The organism is Microbacterium sp., from assembly GCF_029263575.1.
Classification (GTDB): domain Bacteria; phylum Actinomycetota; class Actinomycetes; order Actinomycetales; family Microbacteriaceae; genus Microbacterium.
The window spans coordinates 1-17,897 of the sequence record NZ_JAJUFV010000058.1 but is presented as its reverse complement, the minus strand read 5'-3'; the positions used below and the strand labels follow the sequence as shown (position 1 = coordinate 17,897).

The window sequence follows — 17,897 nt, the reverse complement described above, 5'->3', positions numbered from 1 at the left end:
GGCGGCGAGAGCTGGCGCGATCTTCCACGCGAGCATAAGCAGCGGGAAGTTCCACGGAATGATCTGCCCGGCGACACCGTGAGCCTGGGGGTTAGCACCCAGGCCGGCGTAGTCGAGCTTGTCTGCCCACCCGGCGTAATAGAAGAACCAGGATGCCACGAGCGGAACGTCCACGTCACGGCTCTCCTTGATCGGCTTGCCGTTGTCAAGGCTCTCCGCGACGGCGAGCTCGCGCGAGCGCTCCTGTACGAGACGGGCGATACGGAACAGGTACTTGCCGCGGTCGCGACCGCTCATCTTCGACCAGACCTTGTCGTACGCCTTGCGCGCGGCGGCGACGGCACGGTCGATGTCGTCGTCGTTTGCGCCCGCGATCTCGGCGATGTGCGACTCGTCCGACGGTGAGATGGTGGCGAAGCTCTTTCCCCCGCCGTCGACGAACTCGCCGTCGATGAAGAGGCCATAGCTGTCGCGCAGGTTCAGGATCGCCTTCGATTCAGGCGCCGGAGCATATTCCAGGAATGACATGTTTCTCGTACCTCAGTCGATCGTGACGTAATCGGGGCCGGAGTAGTGACCGGTCGTGAGTTTCTGACGCTGCAGGAGAACGTCGTTGAGCAGGCTGGATGCTCCGAAGCGGAACAGGTGCGGCTGCAGCCATTCCTCCCCCGCGGTCTCCGCGACCGTGACGAGGTACTTGATCGCATCCTTCGACGTGCGGATGCCACCGGCCGGTTTGACACCGATCTTCTCGCCCGTCCCGCGATACCAGTCGCGCACGGTCTCGAGCATGAGCAGTGTCGTCGGCAGGGTGGCTGCCGGCTGCACCTTGCCCGTCGACGTCTTGATGAAATCGCCACCGGCGAGGATGCCAAGCCACGAAGCCCGCTTGATGTTGTCGTAGGTGTTCAGCTCGCCGGTCTCGAGGATGACCTTCAGAGAGGCGTAGGACCCGTCTTCGCGTCGGCATGCCTCTTTCACAGCCGCGATCTGATCGAAGACACGTCCGTAGTTGCCCGTGAGGAATGCCCCGCGGTCGATCACCATGTCGATCTCATCGGCTCCTGCCGCGACGGCCTCAGCAGTGTCTGCCAACTTGATGGCGAGCGACGAGCGGCCGCTCGGGAAAGCCGTGGCGACCGCCGCGACCGAGATCTTGCCGTCATCGGGGTCGCCGTGCAGAGCACCGAGGGCCCCGACGGCGTGACCGACCATGTCGCCGTAGACGCAGACGGCTGCGACGAGCGGTGTCGACGGGTCTGCGGCATCCGGCGTCTTCGCCTTCGCGACCAGCGACCGCACTTTTCCCGGGGTGTCTGCCCCCTCGAGGGTGGTCAGGTCGATGAGGGAGATGATCTTGTCGATCGCCCATGCCTTCGACGTCGTCTTGATGGAACGCGTGCCCAGTGCGGCCGCACGCTGCTCGAGTCCGGTCGCATCGACGCCGGGAAGCCCATGCAGAAATCGCCGGAGCGTTGCGTCGTCGGGCTCCCCGCCCAGCACATCCACCGCTGCGCGGCGGGTGAGTTCTTTGGTCGTCATTGTTCCTCCAGCAATGCTCGGGCTGTGGTCTCATCGGTCACGAAAACGCTGCACAGGCCGCTGCTGACGACTGTACGCGCGATGTCCTGTTTCGGCGCCCCCGCGGTGACGAAGATCGCGTGCTTCGCCGCGCGCAGACAGTCGAGGCTCACGCCGACTGTGCGGGCGTCGAGTTGCGCGTCGACGATGTTCCCCTCGGCGTCGATATAGCGGCCGAGCACATCACCGACAGCGCCACGGCGGGCCAGCTCTTCGACGTCGGCCGCGATCAGATAGCCATTCTCGACGTGGGCCGAGGATGCGTCGGCAGGGCCCGCAGAATACAGATAGGCCTGCGCGCCAGCAGCCTGCTCGAGAATCGCGGAGACGGTGCGATCGGCTTCGATCGCCTGCTTCGTCTCGACGCGCTCGAGAATCGCGGGGCTGGGCAGAAGGGTCGCCTGCCCGCCGGCTCGCTGCGCGATGGTCATCGCGAGGCTGGCCGCGCCGCCCGATCGACGGTTGAGGCTCACGCCGCCGTTGAGCTGTATGACGGTCACCGAATGCGCCCACCCCTCCGGGAGCGCCTCGGCAACGGCGGTCAGGGTGCGTCCCCAGCTCACGCCGAGCGTGCGCGGTACGGGGCGCAGGGCCGCGAGATGGTCGGCGGCGGCCTGCGCGACGCGATCCAGCGTGCTGCTGTCATCGTCGGGGTTCGGCACGACGAGGGCGTCAGCGAGCTGGTAGCGCTCGACAAGCTCACGCTCGAGGCCGAGCCGACGCGCTCGCGGGTGCACGATCTCGATGCGCACGATGCCCTTCTCGCGGGCGTGCGTGAGCAGGCGTCCGACCTTCCAGCGGGAGATCTTCAGGAGGGCGCCGATCTCGTCTTGCGTCTTCGCCTCGTCGTAGTAGAGCTCGGCGACTCGCACGGTGAGCAGGTCTTCATCCACGGCATCCTCCTTTCCCCTCCAGAGTAGGCAATAACACCCGATTGCGCACTCGCCTGCTCATATGCGCAACACAGCCCTGCTCACGTGCGCATCCGTAGCCGCTTTCGCGCATGCAGACAGCGACGCCCCCTCATCACCAGGATGAGAGGGCGTCGCGTGAACCGCGTGGCGAGCGTTTACTGCTCGCGCTTGCGCGTGGTGAGCACCTGATCGACGATGCCGTACTCCAGCGCTTCCTGCGCTGAGAGGATGTTGTCGCGATCGATGTCCTTGTTGATCTGCTCGGCCGGCTTGCCCGTGTGCTTGGCCATGGTCTCTTCGAGCCAGGTGCGCATCCGCAGGATCTCAGCAGCCTGAATCTCGATGTCCGAGGCCTGCCCCTGCCCCGCCTCGCCCATGGCCGGCTGGTGCATGAGAATGCGAGCGTTGGGCAGCGCCAGACGTTTGCCGGGCGCTCCGGCCGCCAGCAGGACGGATGCGGCCGATGCCGCCTGCCCGAGCACAACCGTCTGGATGTGCGGAGCAACGTACTGCATGGTGTCGTAGATCGCCGTCATCGCGGTGAACGAGCCGCCGGGCGAGTTGATGTACATCGTGATGTCGCGCTCGGCGTCTTGGCTCTCCAAGACCAGCAGCTGCGCCATGACGTCGTCAGCGGATGCATCGTCGACCTGAACGCCGAGGAAGATCACGCGATCCTCGAACAGCTTGTTGTACGGGTCTTGACGCTTGAAACCGTATGCCGTGCGCTCTTCGAACTGCGGCAGCACGTAGCGGCTGGAGGGCAGGTTTCCGGCGGATCGGAAGGTGGGGGTGTGCATGTGAGTCCTCTCGAATCCGATTATTCAGCGCTGTCGGCAGTGCCGCCGCCGCCGGTGACGTCACTGGCATGCTCACGAATGTGGTCGACGAAGCCGTACTCGAGCGCCTCATCTGCCGTGAACCAGCGGTCGCGGTCACCGTCTTCGTTGATCTGCTCGACTGTCTTGCCGGTCTGCCCGGCCGTGATCTCGGCGAGACGCTTCTTCATCGAGAGGATGAGCTGCGCCTGAGTCTGGATGTCGCTCGCGGTGCCACCGAAGCCGCCGTGCGGCTGGTGCAGCAGAACACGCGCGTTCGGGGTGATGTAGCGCTTGCCCTTCGTGCCGCTGGTGAGCAGCAGCTGCCCCATCGACGCCGCCATGCCGATGCCGACGGTGACGATGTCGTTCGGCACGAACTGCATCGTGTCGTAGATCGCCATGCCCGCTGTGATCGAGCCACCGGGCGAATTGATGTAGAGGTAGATGTCTTTCTCAGAGTCTTCTGCGGCGAGAAGAAGGATCTTCGCGCAGATCTCGTTGGCGTTCTCGTCACGCACCTCTGATCCCAGCCAGATGATGCGGTCCTTCAGCAGCCTGTCAAAGACGCTGGTCGCGACCAGAGGTTCAGCCATTTCACGCTCCTGTTTCCGTGTTCGGTGATTCGAATCTACCGGCGTGAACGCGACGCTCAGGCCGTGTTCGCCGTCGGCATATCAGGGTGTCGCACACGGTGGTCGCCGACAGCGAGCCACCCACGCGTGTAAGCGAAAGGACGGATGCCGAAGCATCCGTCCTCTCGTCACGATCACGGCGCGATCACTCGGCCGTGTCGGCAGCCTTCTTCTTCGCGGCAGCCTTCTTAGTTGCGGCCTTCTTGGCTGGCTTCTCTGCGGGTGCCTCTTCGACTGCTGCCTCCTCGGCGGGAGCCTCCGCGGCGTCTTCTTCGTCATCCTCAACGGCGACGAATGCCGACAGGTCGACGTCCTTGCCGTTGGAGTCGACGACCTTGACCTTGCCCAGGGCGACGGCGAGTGCCTTATTACGTGCGACCTCACCGGCGAGCGCGGGAAGCTGGTTGGACGACTGCAGCGCCTCGACGAAGTCCTGCGGGGACATGCCATACTGCGCGGCGGACTGGATGAGGTACTGGCTCAGCTCTTCCTGCGAGACCTGCACGTCGGCGTTCTCGGCGATGGTATCGAGCAGCACCTGCGTGCGGAACTGCTTCTCACTCGCCTCGGTGACCTCGGCACGGTGCTCGTCGTCTTCCAGACGGTTCTCGCTCTCGAGGTGGTTGTGCACCTCGTCTTCGATGAGCTGCGGCGGGACGGGGATGTCGAGCTTGCCGAGCAGCACCTCGATGAGCTGGTCGCGAGCGGCCGAGCCCTGGGCGAAGGCACCCTGCTCGTTCACGCGTTCGGCGAGGCTCTCGCGCAGCTCGGCGATGGTGTCGAACTCGCTGGCGATCTGAGCGAAATCGTCGTCGGCTTCCGGAAGCTCGCGCTCCTTGACCGAGGTGATGCTGACCGAGACCTCGGCCTCTTCTCCGGCGTGGTCGCCGCCGACGAGCTTCGAGCGGAACGTGGTGTCTTCACCAGCGGTCAGCGACTCGATCGCGTCGTCGATGCCGTCGAGCAGCTCGCCCGAGCCGACCTCGTACGAGACGCCCTCGGCGCGGTCGATCTCGGCGCCGTCGATCGTGGCGACCAGGTCGAGCTCGACGAAGTCACCCTTCGCAGCCGGACGGTCGACGGGGATCAGCGTGCCGAAGCGTGCACGCAGGTTGTCGAGCTCGGCGTCGAGTGCCGCTTCGTCTGCCTCGACGGCGTCAACCGTCAGAACGATGTCATCGAACGACGGGACCTCGATCTCCGGGCGCACGTCGACCTCGACCTCGACGAGCAGGTCGCCGGAGAAGTCTTTGTCACTCGGCCATTCTTTGATGTCGGCGGTGGGACGACCGACGATGCGCAGCTTGTGCTCGTTGACCGCCTCGCGGAAGAACTTGTCGAGGCCCTCGTTGACAGCGTGCTCGATGACGGCACCGCGCCCGATGCGCTGGTCGATGATGGGAGCCGGAACCTTGCCCTTACGGAAGCCCGGGATCTGAACGTCCTGAGCGATGTGCTCATACGCGTGCGTGATGCTGGGCTTCAGGTCGTCAGGGGTGACCGTGATGGTGAGCTTTGCCCGGGTCGGGGTCAGCTTCTCGGCGGTGCTGTTCGCCATACTTATGTGTTCTCCTTTGGATTTCCGCGCAACGGCGCGGCCTGAGGTCTAGAGGCCGTCGGGGCGACAGGATTTGAACCTGCGACTTCCCGCTCCCAAAGCGGGTGCTCTACCAAGCTGAGCTACGCCCCGGCTGCTCCCGCACGGGGTGAGCCTTGACGAGTCTAACGGACAAGAGCACGCCGAACGTCCGCTATGCTTTATGAGTCCGGTTTGACCGGATCATGATCCCTGAGCTCGGCGAAGGGTTCGGGGCTGTAGCTTAGTGGTAAAGCCTCTGTCTTCCAAACAGATGATGCGGGTTCGATTCCCGTCAGCCCCTCCACTTTCCGCGGAAGGTTGCGAAATGGCCGATTCCGTTGCCCCTGGCTCGGGCGGGCACGCTCTCCCTTCGGCATTCGGCACCACAGAGCTGGCCGCGTCAGCTCGACCGCGCAAGAAATGGCGCGGACTACTCTGGAGCGTCAGCGGTGTGTTGATCATCGCAGCCTCGTGCGCAGGCGTGCACCTGGGCGCGAATCTCGGCTATGACGACGCCCTCGACAGTTTCACGACCGCCGCTGAGGATGCCGCTGAGGAGCAGGAACGACTTGCCGGCCAGTTGAGCACCCTCGACGAGTCGGCCCTGCGCGCATCAGAGGTCGCAGACGCGGCCAGTGGTTCGCTCTTGGACTCTGACCTCAAGACTCAGCTCGACGAGACGATCGCTGATGCCCAAACAGCCCAGGCCGATGCCGTATCCGTTCACGACGAACAGATCCCTGAGGCCGCGGAGAAACCCGACTGGGCCTGGGAACTCTTCGGTGAGACCACACAGCTCAATGCCGATCGCGACACGGCTGAAGGACTCGCCGACGAGTTCGAAGCATCACAGGCGGAAGTAGCCGATGCGGCCGAAGCGCTCGACGAAGCAGGCTTCAGCGCCGTGACCGCCGCCGCTGAAGCAGCCAGCTCGTTCGAAGCCGCGCACGTCTCAGCCAGAAATCTCGACATCATCGCGCTGCGTACGGCCGCCGAACGCGTGCAGGCCACCGAGGCTCTCGATGACAGCGCCGCCGCCGCGTACGTCGATCTCGAAGATGCGGCAGCGAGGATGCTGGCATCAGAGAAGGCGGAGCTCGAGGAGAAAGCCGGTCCGCTGCGCGGCGCACGCACCGAGATCGAGGCCTTCGCGCGCTCGATCGCTCCCGGCGTTCTGCTGGATTTCGACTGGTCCGCGCGCGTGAACGGATACGGCTACGGCGACAGCATGGGCGGATACGCCACATGGTGGTACGCAGACCCCGGCTACGCGACCATCGAACTGTCGAACTCCGTCGCTGAGCAGTGGCCGAGTGACCGCAGCAAGGCCCTGGTCGTGCACGAGGTCGGTCACGCCATGAGCATCAAGTGCCATGACATGTACGACGACTCCACGCAAGAGAACATCGAAGCCTGGGCGACGGCCTGGGCGATCAGCATGGGATACCACGACGATGCGAACGGAACGTGGGCGTATGGTGCTCCCCCGCAGTCGCTGATCGACACAGCAGCCAAGTGCCGCTGACCGTTCTATATTCATTCGAATATATCCTGTCAATTTTGCGCTCTCATCGCCCTTAGCGACGAAGTCCCGCGGTGGGGCTGCGTGTCGACCAGTGGGGCGTATCGCACGCCCCAGAGCAGGGCGTCTCGCGCACGCCCGAGATAAGGGGCAAGAAAATGAGCGAAGCAACTTCGACCACACGCCGCGACCTCCGACGCGGCTCACGCACCAAGGCGATTGTCGCCATCGCAGCTGGAGCTGTGCTCTTGCTCGGTGGCGGGACGACGCTGGCCTACTGGTCGACTCAGGCGACTATCGACGGCGGCACCATCTCCAGTGGTGACCTGAACCTCACACTCGTCGATTCCCCATCCTGGTCGCTTACTCCAGAGGGCGGCACCAGTGCTCCCGTCCCCGACATCGCCGCTATCGACATCGTCCCGGGCGACACTGTCACACTCACACAGGACGTGACGCTGACGCTCGTCGGCGATAATCTGATCGCCGACCTCCCAGTCGGCGGCGTCACCGTTCCGACCGGAATTGTGCCCACTGCAGTCACGCTCACGGACGGGACCGGCGCCACGTTCAGCGGCACGGGCCTGACCTCTGATCTCAACGGTGAAACCGTGACCGCCTCGGTGGCGTTCCAGTTTGACCCGGCTACAGCGGACCGTGACCTGGTCACGACCGACTTCGTCTTTGACGACGTGCAGCTCACCCTCGAGCAGCAGGACCCGACGCCGTAACGGTTACGCGACCGCGAGGTCTTATGCGCCGCGTGTTACTGGGAGTCGCTGCGGGAGCCGTCGTAGCTCTCGCAGCGGCCACCGGTGTGTCCGCATACTGGCAAGCGCAGCAGACTATGACAGCGGGGACCGTGTCGGCCGGGAACCTGGACATCGACGTCGCATGGGACGGAGGCACGACATGGCCCAGAATCGGCCCTGGCCAGACGATCGCCAAGCGGGCCACCGTCGACTTCGTCGGCAGTGGAGATAGTCTGCGTGCCGTTCTGACCGGCTCTACGACACAAGCATCCGCGTTCGACGGGTACGTCACGAGCGACATCTCCCTGGACGACTGCACCAGCGATCCGGGGCCGAGCTTGCCGTCCAACGGATATCCGGACACGGGTTCATTGCTCCCCGGGGATTCCGTGACGGTTTGTGTTCGTTACACGATGGCTTCGGATGCGCCGTCTTCCCTCCAGGGACAGGATCTCTCTCCAAGCGCCACGTTTACGATCTCGCAGCGGACACCGTGATGACAGACGCCATTTCCCAGACCAGAGTGCGGATGCGCACGGCACTGATTACGCTCCTGGTCGCCATCTGCTGCATCGTGGGCGGCGGGGTAGCGCACGCCTACTGGTCGGCCAGTCATACCCACGTCGGTACATCCACAGCCGGTGCCTTACTGCCCGCTCCTGATTCCATCACCTGCAGAAATCAGAGCATCGCACTCATCGCGGTTGCTGAAATAAGCTGGACCGCCGTCACCGATGCGAGCGGATATCGGGTCACCGTGACCCGTGCCTCCGGCGGTGCGGCCTTTACGACTCACCTCGATGGGTAGGACAACACCTCGATCGACCTGAGCACTGGTGTTCTCGGCGACCTGCTGACGGGGCTTCTCGCGCCAACGCTGCTGACCGTGACGGTCACGCCCTACCTCGATGCAGGCAGCGGTGGTCGCTGGCTCGGACCGGACTCGGTCAGCTCCACGGCCAGCGCGACACTGCTGCCGATCGGCACGCTATGCGCGTAGTGTTCCGCATCACCGGCACGATCGTGCTCGCGGTCGTCTGCGCTCTCGCCTTCTTCACGGTTCTCATTCCGCTCGTTCTCGGCGCCCAGAGTTACACCGTCCTGACGGGCAGCATGCGCCCTGCGCTCGAGCCTGGGCACCTGATCGCCGTTCGCTCCACCCCGATCGAAGAGATCGAGCCCGGCGATATCGTTACTTTTCAGATCGAATCAGGCAAGCCCGACGTAGCGACTCACCGCGTCGTCGGCGTCGGCTACAGCAGTGACGGCGAACGTTTGCTCACGACGCAGGGTGACGCGAATAACGTACAGGATGAGGACGCGGTACAAGAGGTGCAGCTGCGTGGCGTACTCGTCTATGCGATTCCGTGGCTCGGATACGTAAACATCTGGGCGACGCCCGCAGTGAAATCACTCGTCATCACGGTCGTGGGCATCGGCGCGGTCACGTGGGGCGTCTTCATGCTGTTCAAGGATTCCCGGCGTCGGCGACGTCTCGCCCGGGTGGGCGCCGCGACAGCGCTCATTGTCGCGCTCGGTGTGTTCGTGCCGAACGCGCCCGCGGCCCACGCGGCGGAACACGATGCGCTGCAACTCAGTACCGACGGCGTCACGTGGACAAGCGCCTCCGCGTTACCGCTGGTCGATGCTTCCGACCGCCTCGTTCCCGGTCAAGACCTCGCGCTCACACTTTGGGTGCGAAATTCCAGTGCCGATGCGGCTACGTTCACGATCACCGGCGCATGGACGCCGTCTGATCCCACCAACGTCCGAGACGGCGCACTTGCAGCAGCCCTAGCCGCGCCATCCGTCGATACGCAGTCGATCGACGCCGGCGAGAGCGTGCGCGTTCCGCTCGCAGTCGGGCTCGCCGAGTCTGCCGCCAACGACACCCGCACCGCATCCGCCATGTTGACCGTGACGGTGACACTGGCCGAACAAGCAGACGCGGCCGAGGAGAATCCGCTGGCTCTGACGGGCGCAGATATCCCCATCGCGCTGCTTGTCGTGGCATTCGCGCTTGTTGCGGCAGGCGTATTGCTCATGGTGATCCGCCTGATCAGGAAACGACGAAACCGCCGCGACCCGTAGGGCCACGACGGTTTCGTCTTGCGGGAAGTTCTACTGCCCGCGACGCTCGCGCAACTGGCTGAGTGCCTCGTCGAGAAGCTGCGTGGCCTCGTCGTCGGTGCGGCGCTCTTTCACGTAGGCGAGGTGCGTCTTGTACGGCTCATTCTTGGCCAGTGCCGGCGGGTTGTTCCTGTCGCGACCGGCGGGCAGCCCCGACTGGGGGTGGTCGATCGTCTCGGGAATCTCCTCGTCAGGCAGACCCGCGGCGAAGTAGCGGACCGTCTCATTACCCAAGCCGTCCCAGTACGACACGGCGGTGCGGTCTGCGTGATAGCCGTGGTCCTGCTCCCCCATCGGGCCGGAGCCCACGCGGGTGCCGCGGATCGCGTTGCCTCCCGTGGCCATGTCAGATCACCTCGAGTTTCGTAATGAGACCCAGCGCGACGACAGACAGGAACCACACGAGCCCCAGAACCACAGTGAAGCGGTTGAGGTTGCGCTCTGCGAGACCGGACGAGCCGATCGCCGATGTCGTGCCGCCACCGAACATGTCGGACAGGCCGCCGCCGCGGCCCTTGTGGAGAAGGATGAGGAGAGTCAGCAGCACGCTGGTGATACCCAGCACGACCTGCATCACGAACTCAAGAATTGCCACGAGGGAGAGCCTTTCATTGGGACAGATTGCCCGTAAGGGTCAAGTATAGCGGTGACGGGGCCGAAGCCCCGCCGCCGCTTATACGCCGACGTGCTTGTCGAAACGAATGATTGCCGCGAAGTCGTCGACGACGAGGCTCGCCCCGCCGACCAGAGCTCCGTCGACATCGGGCTCACGCATGAAGCTGGCGATGTTCGCCGCCTTCACCGAGCCGCCGTACAGGATGCGCGTGCGCGCAGCCGCATCGTCGTCCAGAGTCTTCGCCAGCACCCCGCGCAGCGCAGCGCAGACATCCTGCGCCTGCTGAGGCGTAGCCGCCTGTCCTGAGCCGATCGCCCAGACCGGCTCATAGGCGACGACGACGTCGGCGGATGCCGGAACGCCCTTGAGCGCCGCTTCGAGCTGACCTGCGGGAACAGCGCTCGCGCCGAACTCCTCCAGGTCTTCCGCAGTCTCACCCACGCAGATCACGGGAACGAGCCCGTGCTTGAGCGCTGCCTGAACCTTCGCCGCCACGACATCGTCGCCCTCGGCGTGGTACTCACGACGCTCGGAGTGACCGATGATGACGTACTTGGCGTCGAGCTTCGCCAGGAATGCCCCGGAGACCTCGCCGGTGTACGCACCGGAGTCGTGCGCTGACAAGTCTTGCGCGCCGAGCTCGAACGGGATCTTATCCGCGTCGATCAACGTCTGAACGCTGCGGATGTCGGTGAACGGCGGGAAGACCGCCACCTCGACCGAGTCGTTCTCGTGCTTGGCGTCTTTCAACGCCCAGTGCAGCTTCTGCACGAACGCGACCGCCTGCAGGTGGTCCAGGTTCATCTTCCAGTTTCCCGCGATCAGCGGGGTACGGGGTGTTACGCCCATCCGAGCACCTCCAGGCCGGGTAGTTTCTTGCCCTCGAGGAACTCGAGGCTGGCGCCTCCGCCCGTCGAGATGTGACCAAACTGGTCGTCGGCGAAGCCGAGCTGACGCACAGCCGCCGCTGAATCGCCGCCGCCGACGACGCTCAGGCCGTCGACCTCAGTCAGAGCCTGCGCGACGGCTTTGGTTCCGCCAGCGAAAGCGTCGAACTCGAACACGCCCATCGGGCCGTTCCAGAACACCGTCTTCGAACTGCGGATCGCCGCGGCGAACGCCTTGGCCGTCTGCGGCCCGATGTCAAGCCCGATGCCGGATGCTCCGAACGTCGAGCTTTCGATGGCATTTGCCGCCGTCACCTCGTGTGCGGCATCCGCACCGAACTTCTCAGCGACGACCACGTCGGTCGGCAACACGATCTCGACACCGCGATCGGCCGCATCGGCGATGTAGCCGCGCACCGTGTCGAGCTGATCCTGCTCCAGCAGGCTCGACGCCACAGCGTGACCCTGGGCAGCGAGGAAGGTGAAGAGCATCCCGCCGCCGACGAGAATGCGATCGACGCGGGGCAGCAGGTGCGAGATCACACCGAGCTTGTCGCTGACCTTCGAACCGCCGAGCACGACCGTGTAGGGGCGCTCGGGCTTCTCGGTCAGTCGATCGAGGACATCAAGCTCCGCGGCGATCAGCAGACCCGCCGCGGACGGCAGCTGCTCGGCGAGCTCGTACACGCTCGCCTGCTTACGGTGCACGACACCGAACCCATCAGAGACGAGGGCGTCACCGAGCTCAGCGAGCTCGGCGGCGAAGGCCGCACGCTCATCGACGTTCTTCGAGGTCTCCCCCGCGTTGAACCGCAGGTTCTCCACAACGACGACGCCACCGTCTTCCAGCGACGAGACGGCGTCACGCGCAGACTCACCGACCGTGTCACGGGCGAAAGCGACGGGCTTGCCAAGCAGCTCAGACAGCCGCTGAGCGACCGGCTCCAGGCTGTACTGCGGATCGGGGGCCCCATCGGGGCGCCCCAGATGCGAGCACACGACGACGCGTGCGCCGGCATTGATCAGGGCGTTCAGGGTAGGCAACGAGGCACGAACACGGCCATCGTCCGTTATGGCCCCATCCCGCAGGGGGACGTTCAGGTCACAACGGACGATGACGCGCTTGCCCTCGAGCGAACCCAGCGATTCTAGGGTGCGCAGGGACATGATCTGTTTAGAGACGCTCGGCGACGTACTCGGTCAGGTCGACGAGACGGTTCGAGTAACCCCACTCGTTGTCGTACCAGCTGGAGACCTTGACCAGGTTGCCGCTGACGTTGGTGAGCTCCGAGTCGAAGATCGACGAGTGCGCGTTGAGCTGGATGTCACTCGACACGATCGGGTCTTCGGTGTACTCGAGGATGCCGTTCAGACGGCCATCGGCCGCCGCCTCGCGGTATGCGGCGTTGATCTCATCGGCCGTGAGGTCGTCACGGTCGGCGATGATCGTCAGGTCGACGATCGAGCCGGTGGGAACCGGAACGCGGTAGGACGAGCCGCTGAGCTTGCCGTTGAGCTCGGGCATAACGAGGCCGATGGCCTTGGCCGCACCGGTCGAGGCCGGAACGATGTTGATGGCTGCGGCGCGTGCGCGGCGCAGGTCGCCGTGCGGGCCGTCCTGCAGGTTCTGATCTGCGGTGTAGGCGTGGGCCGTCATCATGAAGCCGCGCTGAATGCCGAACTTGTCGTTGAAGACCTTCGCGAGAGGCGCGAGGCAGTTCGTGGTGCACGAGGCGTTCGAGATGATGTTGTGGCCTGCGGCGTCGTAGGTGTCTTCGTTCACACCCATCACGAACGTTCCGTCAACGTCGGTGCCCGGAGCCGAGATGATGACCTTCTTGGCACCGCCGGCGATGTGCTTGCCAGCATCCGCCGCCTTGGTGAAACGACCGGTCGACTCGATGACGATGTCGACACCCAGCTCGCCCCAGGGCAGGGCTGCGGGGTCGCGCTCTTCGAAGACCTTGATCTCCTTGCCACCGACAGTGATGACATCGCCCTTGTGGGAGACGTCGACGCTGAGGGGGCCGCCGACCGAGTCGTACTTCAGCAGGTGCGCGAGGGCAGCATTGTCGGTGAGGTCGTTGACCGCGACGATCTCGAGGTCAGCGTTCTGTGCGAGAGCCGCACGAAGGAAATTACGTCCGATACGACCGAAGCCGTTAATACCGATCTTGACAGACACTAAGGTCTCTCCCTGTGGTCGTGCGCGATGCGCGGCATTTTCATGCATGCGCAACGAGCGGGTTTTTGGCTGAGCTGGCGCGCCCCGACGCCCCAGGGGGCCGTCGGGACGCGACCCGGTTACGACAGTACCAGCAGGCCGTTCGTCTGCTTACGCGCTGTGTCGAGACGCTGGGCGACGTTCTCCCAGTTGGCGATGTTCCACGCCGCCTTGACGTAGTCAGCCTTGACGTTCAGGTAGTCGAGGTAGAAGGCGTGCTCCCACATGTCGAGCTGGAACAGCGGGATCGTGCCCTGAGCGGTGTTCGCCTGCTGGTCGAACAGCTGCTGGATGATCAGGCGCTGGCCGATCGAGTCCCAGCTGAGCACAGCCCAGCCAGAGCCCTGAATGCCCGTGGCGGCAGCTGTGAAGTGTGCCTGGAACTTCTCGAAAGATCCGAAGAACTCATCGATGGCGGCCTTCAGCTCGCCCTCAGGCTGTCCGCCACCGTTCGGGGACAGGTTGGTCCAGAAGATCGAGTGGTTCACGTGACCGCCGAGGTTGAACGCGAGGTCCTTCTCGAGCTTGTTGACGTTCGCCAGGTTACCGCTCTCGCGCGCCTCGGCGAGGCCGTCGAGCGCCGCGTTGGCGCCCGACACGTAGGCCTGGTGGTGCTTGCCATGGTGCAATTCCATGATCTTGCCACTGATGTGCGGTTCCAGAGCCGCGAAGTCGTAAGGGAGGTCCGGCAGCGTGTAAATCGCCATGTCGCTTCATCCAATCCGCGCCGCGCCGCGGCGCTTGTCGGCCGTCTCCGCCGCCCGATTGCGGCAAGGAGAGGACTTCATCATCTTATCGACGACAACGCACTCGCGCGGAGAATACTTCCTCGAATAACGAGAAACTACACGTCGAGGCCGGCGGGTACGGCAGATTCTGTGCCGGGGATTCCCTGCTGCTGCGCGCGTTTGTCCGCCATCGCCAGCAGCCGGCGAATCCGGCCGGCCACAGCATCCTTCGTCAAGGGTGGATCGGCGTGGTGCCCGAGCTCGTCCAGACTTGCGTCGCGATGCGCGAGGCGCAGCTCGCCGGCCAGCTTCAGATGATCGGGAACGTCCTCTGCGAGAATCTCGAGAGCACGTTCGACACGCGCACAGGCGGCCACGGCGGCCTGCGCCGAGCGACGCAGGTTCGCATCGTCGAAGTTGACCAGTCGGTTGACCCCCGCGCGCACCTCGCGCCGCTGGCGCATCTCTTCCCAGGTGGCGGCGGTGCGCCCGGCACCGATCTGGCTGAGCAACGAGCGGATCGCCTCGCCCTCTCGCACGACGACACGCGGCTGACCGCGAACCTCACGCGCCTTCGCCGCGACCCCGAGCCGGTGAGCGGCGCCGACGAGAGCCATCGCGGCTTCCGAAGAGGGGCAGGACACTTCGAGCATGGCGGAACGGCCAGGCTCAGACAGCGAGCCGGCAGCCAGGAATGCGCCGCGCCAGAGACCGGCGACCTCCTCGATCGATCCGGTCGTGAGGCGGTTCGGCAGCCCGCGCACCGGGCGGCGGCGCTGGTCGAGCAGTCCGGTCTGGCGCGCCAGGGTCTCCCCCGCTGCGATCACACGCACGGCGTAGCGCGCGCCGTCGGGCGAGCTGGCCGATTGCACCTGAGCGATCTCAGGTCGAACCCCGTAGATCTCAGCCAGGTCGCGGGCAACGCGCCGCGCGAGCAGATCGGCATCGACCTCGGCCTCGACCGCGACTCGTCCGGCGATCGAGTGCAGCCCGCCAGCGAAGCGAAGAATGGCGGTGACCTCCGCGACGCGCACCGTCGGAGGTGCGTTGCGGATGCTGACGAGTTCAGCCTTGACGTCGGTGGTAAGTGCCACGGGACTCCTTGAAAACTTCATGCATCGGATCGCGACGCAAAGCAATAGCTTACCGGGCTGAGGGCGTTCCTACTCTCGGCCGAGGTCGCGGTGACGCACGCTGATGGCAACGCCGGGGATCGTCGACAGGCGCTTCTTGAGCTCTTCCGCCATGGCGACCGAGCGGTGCTTTCCGCCGGTGCATCCGATGGCGACAGTCGAGTGCCCCTTGTTCTCGCGCTGATATCCCGCGAGAACGGGTTCGAGGGTGACGGCGTACGCCTCCAAGAACTCCGAGGCCCCCTCTTGCGCGAGGACGTAGTCGCACACCGGCTGATCCTGCCCCGTGAGGCCGCGCAGATCGTCATTCCAGAACGGATTGGGCAGGAACCGCATATCGGCCACGTGGTCGACATCGGTGGGCAGGCCGTATTTGAATCCGAAACTCAAGATCGTGAGGCGGTGACGTGCCGCGCCCTCTTCTGCGAAGGTCTCCGCCACCTGTGTGGCGAGCTGGTGAATATTGAGCGATGACGTGTCGATCACGATATCGGCGGCCTCACGCACCAGCGTGAGCCGCGATCGTTCGAGACGGATGCCGTCGAGCAGAGTGCCGTCGCCCTGCAGCGGGTGCGGCCTGCGCACCGCTTCGAAGCGGCGCACCAGCACGTCATCGGATGCGTCGAGGAAGAGCACCCGCACGCTGCCGCGGGAGCGCAGGGCGCGGGCTACCTCAGGAAAGTCGTTGAAGAGGTTGCGGCCGCGCACATCCACGACAGCGGCGACGCGCGGCAGAGCCCCGCCACCGATACCGGTGAGGTCGAGCAACGGGCGAAGCATCTGCGGGGGCAGGTTGTCGACGACGTACCAGCCGAGATCCTCGAGCGCATTGGCAACCGTCGATCGTCCGGCACCGGACATGCCAGTGACGATGAGGAACTCGTTCTTCTCCTCGTCGTTCATCGCCCATCCTCTCCCTGTCGGCACCAGCCTATCGAGTCGAGAGGTGGGTGTGGATGCTGCGCGCGAGCGCGGGGCCGATACCGGCGACCTCTTCGATCTGCCCGGCGTCCGCACCGCGCAGCGCACTGACGGATCCGAAGTGCTTCAGGAGGCTCTTGATACGCGCGGCACCGAGGCCGGGGATCTCTTCGAGCACGGTCGAGATGTCGCGTTTCCTGCGCTTTCGCTGATGTGCGATCGCGAAGCGGTGCGCCTCGTCCCGGAGACGCTGCAGCAGGTAAAGCGCTTCACTCGTGCGCGGCAGAATGACCGGATAGTCCTCGCCCGGCAGCCAGATCTCTTCCAGGCGTTTGGCGATGCCGCACAGTCCGATCTCGGTGTGACCCGCCTCGCGCAGGGCTCGGGCGGCCGCCTCGACCTGCGGCTTTCCGCCATCGACGAGAAGAAGCTGTGGTGGGTAGGCGAACCGAGTCTTCTTGCGGGTGGTGACCACATCGCCCTCTGTTGCGAGCGGGTCGGTGAGCACATCGCTCTCGGCGGGTTCATCGTCTTCTAGCCGGTCAAGATGGGCCAGCCGACGCATCAACACCTGGAACATCGAGTCGGTGTCGTCGGTGGTCTCGGCGATGTTGAATGAGCGGTACTGGTCTTTTCTCGGCAGGCCGTCTTCGAAGACGACCATCGAAGCGACGACGTTCGTCCCGCCGAGGTGCGAGATGTCGAAGCATTCGATGCGCAGCGGCGCCGACTCGAGGTCGAGGGCCTCTTGCAGATCCGTCAGCGCCTGCGTGCGCGCCGCGTAGTCGCTCGTGCGCCGAGTCTTGTGGCGGATCAACGCCTGCTGCGCGTTGAGCGTCGCGTTGCGCATGAGCTCGGCGCGCTGGCCGCGCTGTGCCACCGCGAGCTCGACCTTCTTGCCGCGCCGTTCGCGGAGCCACTGCTCGAGCTCGGTCGCGTCATCGGGCAGCCACGGGACGATGATGCGGCGCGGAACATCGACCCCCTCGCCATAGGCGCGCTGCAGCACCTGGTCGACAAGCTCAGACCCCGAGATGTCGAGCTCTTTGTCAATGGTCGTGGCGCGCACCCCGCGCACCCGACCGCCGCGGATCACGAACTGCTGCACGGTCGCAGCCAACTCATCTTCCGCGACACCGAAGAGATCGGCATCCTCGTTCGCGGGAAGCACCAGAGCGCTTTTGCTGAGGACAGCGTCGATCGAGGAGAGCTTGTCGCGGTACTTCGCGGCCGCCTCGTAATCCATTGCGGCGGAGGCATCCAGCATCCGCTTCGTGAGTTCTTTGGTGAATCGCTCGTCGCTGCCGGACATGAAAGCGATGAAATCGTCGACCATGGCTCGGTGTTCTTCGATCGTCACCGTCATGGAGCACGGGCCGCCGCATTTGCCGATCTGGCCGGGAAAACAAGGGCGTCCGGTGGCCATCGCGCGTTTGTAGCTGGCGTCGCTGCACGTT

19 protein-coding genes and 2 tRNA genes are annotated in these 17,897 nt (G+C 64.9%); 5 read left to right on the top strand and 16 right to left on the bottom strand.

All coding sequences use genetic code 11. The features are described from left to right. The 7 genes from Q1J95_RS07875 to Q1J95_RS07845 all read right to left on the bottom strand — a co-directional run. A partial coding sequence (locus Q1J95_RS07875; protein WP_300266895.1) for an aldehyde dehydrogenase family protein occupies window positions 1-528 on the bottom strand: 528 nt, incomplete at its 3' end. 12 nt (window positions 529-540) lie between these two features. After that, a complete protein-coding gene (deoC, locus tag Q1J95_RS07870; protein WP_300266894.1) occupies window positions 541-1,542 on the bottom strand; it encodes a deoxyribose-phosphate aldolase in 1,002 nt (333 codons plus the stop codon). Next, window positions 1,539-2,474 carry a sugar-binding transcriptional regulator gene (locus Q1J95_RS07865; protein WP_300266893.1) on the bottom strand — a complete coding sequence of 312 codons (936 nt, stop codon included), beginning with the start codon at window positions 2,472-2,474 and terminating at the stop codon, window positions 1,539-1,541. The genes deoC and Q1J95_RS07865 overlap by 4 nt, the downstream gene beginning before the upstream one ends. Before the next feature lie 176 nt (window positions 2,475-2,650). Next, the gene (locus Q1J95_RS07860) at window positions 2,651-3,295 is read right to left on the bottom strand and encodes an ATP-dependent Clp protease proteolytic subunit (protein ID WP_300266892.1); all 645 of its coding nucleotides are present in this window, start codon (window positions 3,293-3,295) and stop codon (window positions 2,651-2,653) included. 20 nt (window positions 3,296-3,315) lie between these two features. Next, window positions 3,316-3,969 carry an ATP-dependent Clp protease proteolytic subunit gene (locus tag Q1J95_RS07855; protein WP_300266896.1) on the bottom strand — a complete coding sequence of 218 codons (654 nt, stop codon included), beginning with the start codon at window positions 3,967-3,969 and terminating at the stop codon, window positions 3,316-3,318. Between the two features lie 124 nt (window positions 3,970-4,093). Then, window positions 4,094-5,506 carry a trigger factor gene (gene tig, locus Q1J95_RS07850; protein ID WP_300266891.1) on the bottom strand — a complete coding sequence of 471 codons (1,413 nt, stop codon included), beginning with the start codon at window positions 5,504-5,506 and terminating at the stop codon, window positions 4,094-4,096. Window positions 5,507-5,564: 58 nt separating this feature from the next. Further along, window positions 5,565-5,638, bottom strand: a tRNA-Pro gene (locus Q1J95_RS07845). A 119-nt stretch (window positions 5,639-5,757) separates the two neighbouring features. Between Q1J95_RS07845 and Q1J95_RS07840 the strand changes: the two genes are divergently transcribed. The 5 genes from Q1J95_RS07840 to Q1J95_RS07820 all read left to right on the top strand — a co-directional run bounded on the left by Q1J95_RS07840 (window position 5,758) and on the right by Q1J95_RS07820 (window position 9,892). Then, window positions 5,758-5,831: transfer RNA gene (locus tag Q1J95_RS07840), tRNA-Gly, on the top strand. Window positions 5,832-5,852: 21 nt separating this feature from the next. Then, window positions 5,853-7,052 (top strand): hypothetical protein, encoded by a 1,200-nt coding sequence (locus Q1J95_RS07835; protein ID WP_300266889.1) that lies wholly within the window; start codon window positions 5,853-5,855, stop codon window positions 7,050-7,052. Between the two features lie 155 nt (window positions 7,053-7,207). Next, on the top strand, window positions 7,208-7,780 hold the full coding sequence (locus tag Q1J95_RS07830) for an alternate-type signal peptide domain-containing protein (protein WP_300266888.1): 573 nt from the start codon (window positions 7,208-7,210) through the stop codon (window positions 7,778-7,780). 517 nt (window positions 7,781-8,297) lie between these two features. Continuing rightward, complete coding sequence (locus tag Q1J95_RS07825; RefSeq protein WP_300266887.1) at window positions 8,298-8,609, top strand: hypothetical protein; 312 nt, start codon at window positions 8,298-8,300, stop codon at window positions 8,607-8,609. A 182-nt stretch (window positions 8,610-8,791) separates the two neighbouring features. After that, window positions 8,792-9,892, top strand: a complete 1,101-nt coding sequence (locus Q1J95_RS07820; protein WP_300266886.1) for a signal peptidase I — start codon at window positions 8,792-8,794, stop codon at window positions 9,890-9,892. 30 nt (window positions 9,893-9,922) lie between these two features. Here Q1J95_RS07820 and Q1J95_RS07815 read toward each other — a convergent pair whose 3' ends face one another. The 9 genes from Q1J95_RS07815 to uvrC form a co-directional block, all read right to left on the bottom strand. Further along, complete coding sequence (locus tag Q1J95_RS07815) at window positions 9,923-10,276, bottom strand: RNA polymerase-binding protein RbpA (RefSeq protein WP_300266884.1); 354 nt, start codon at window positions 10,274-10,276, stop codon at window positions 9,923-9,925. A 1-nt stretch (window position 10,277) separates the two neighbouring features. Beyond that, entirely contained in the window at window positions 10,278-10,526 is a 249-nt protein-coding gene (gene secG / locus Q1J95_RS07810) for a preprotein translocase subunit SecG (protein WP_300266882.1), read from the bottom strand. Window positions 10,527-10,604: 78 nt separating this feature from the next. Continuing rightward, entirely contained in the window at window positions 10,605-11,396 is a 792-nt protein-coding gene (gene tpiA / locus Q1J95_RS07805; protein ID WP_300266880.1) for a triose-phosphate isomerase, read from the bottom strand. Next, window positions 11,387-12,601 carry a phosphoglycerate kinase gene (locus tag Q1J95_RS07800; protein ID WP_300266878.1) on the bottom strand — a complete coding sequence of 405 codons (1,215 nt, stop codon included), beginning with the start codon at window positions 12,599-12,601 and terminating at the stop codon, window positions 11,387-11,389. The genes tpiA and Q1J95_RS07800 overlap by 10 nt, the downstream gene beginning before the upstream one ends. Before the next feature lie 7 nt (window positions 12,602-12,608). Beyond that, window positions 12,609-13,619, bottom strand: a complete 1,011-nt coding sequence (gene gap, locus Q1J95_RS07795; protein ID WP_300266876.1) for a type I glyceraldehyde-3-phosphate dehydrogenase — start codon at window positions 13,617-13,619, stop codon at window positions 12,609-12,611. Window positions 13,620-13,738: 119 nt separating this feature from the next. Then, the gene (locus Q1J95_RS07790; protein WP_300266875.1) at window positions 13,739-14,365 is read right to left on the bottom strand and encodes a superoxide dismutase; all 627 of its coding nucleotides are present in this window, start codon (window positions 14,363-14,365) and stop codon (window positions 13,739-13,741) included. 137 nt (window positions 14,366-14,502) lie between these two features. Next, window positions 14,503-15,480 (bottom strand): DNA-binding protein WhiA, encoded by a 978-nt coding sequence (gene whiA, locus Q1J95_RS07785; RefSeq protein ID WP_300266874.1) that lies wholly within the window; start codon window positions 15,478-15,480, stop codon window positions 14,503-14,505. Between the two features lie 69 nt (window positions 15,481-15,549). Next, window positions 15,550-16,422, bottom strand: coding sequence for an RNase adapter RapZ (gene rapZ / locus Q1J95_RS07780; RefSeq protein ID WP_300266873.1), 873 nt, complete (start codon window positions 16,420-16,422; stop codon window positions 15,550-15,552). Window positions 16,423-16,450: 28 nt separating this feature from the next. Beyond that, the coding region (gene uvrC, locus Q1J95_RS07775; RefSeq protein WP_300266871.1) for an excinuclease ABC subunit UvrC at window positions 16,451-17,897 on the bottom strand (1,447 nt) is incomplete at its 5' end.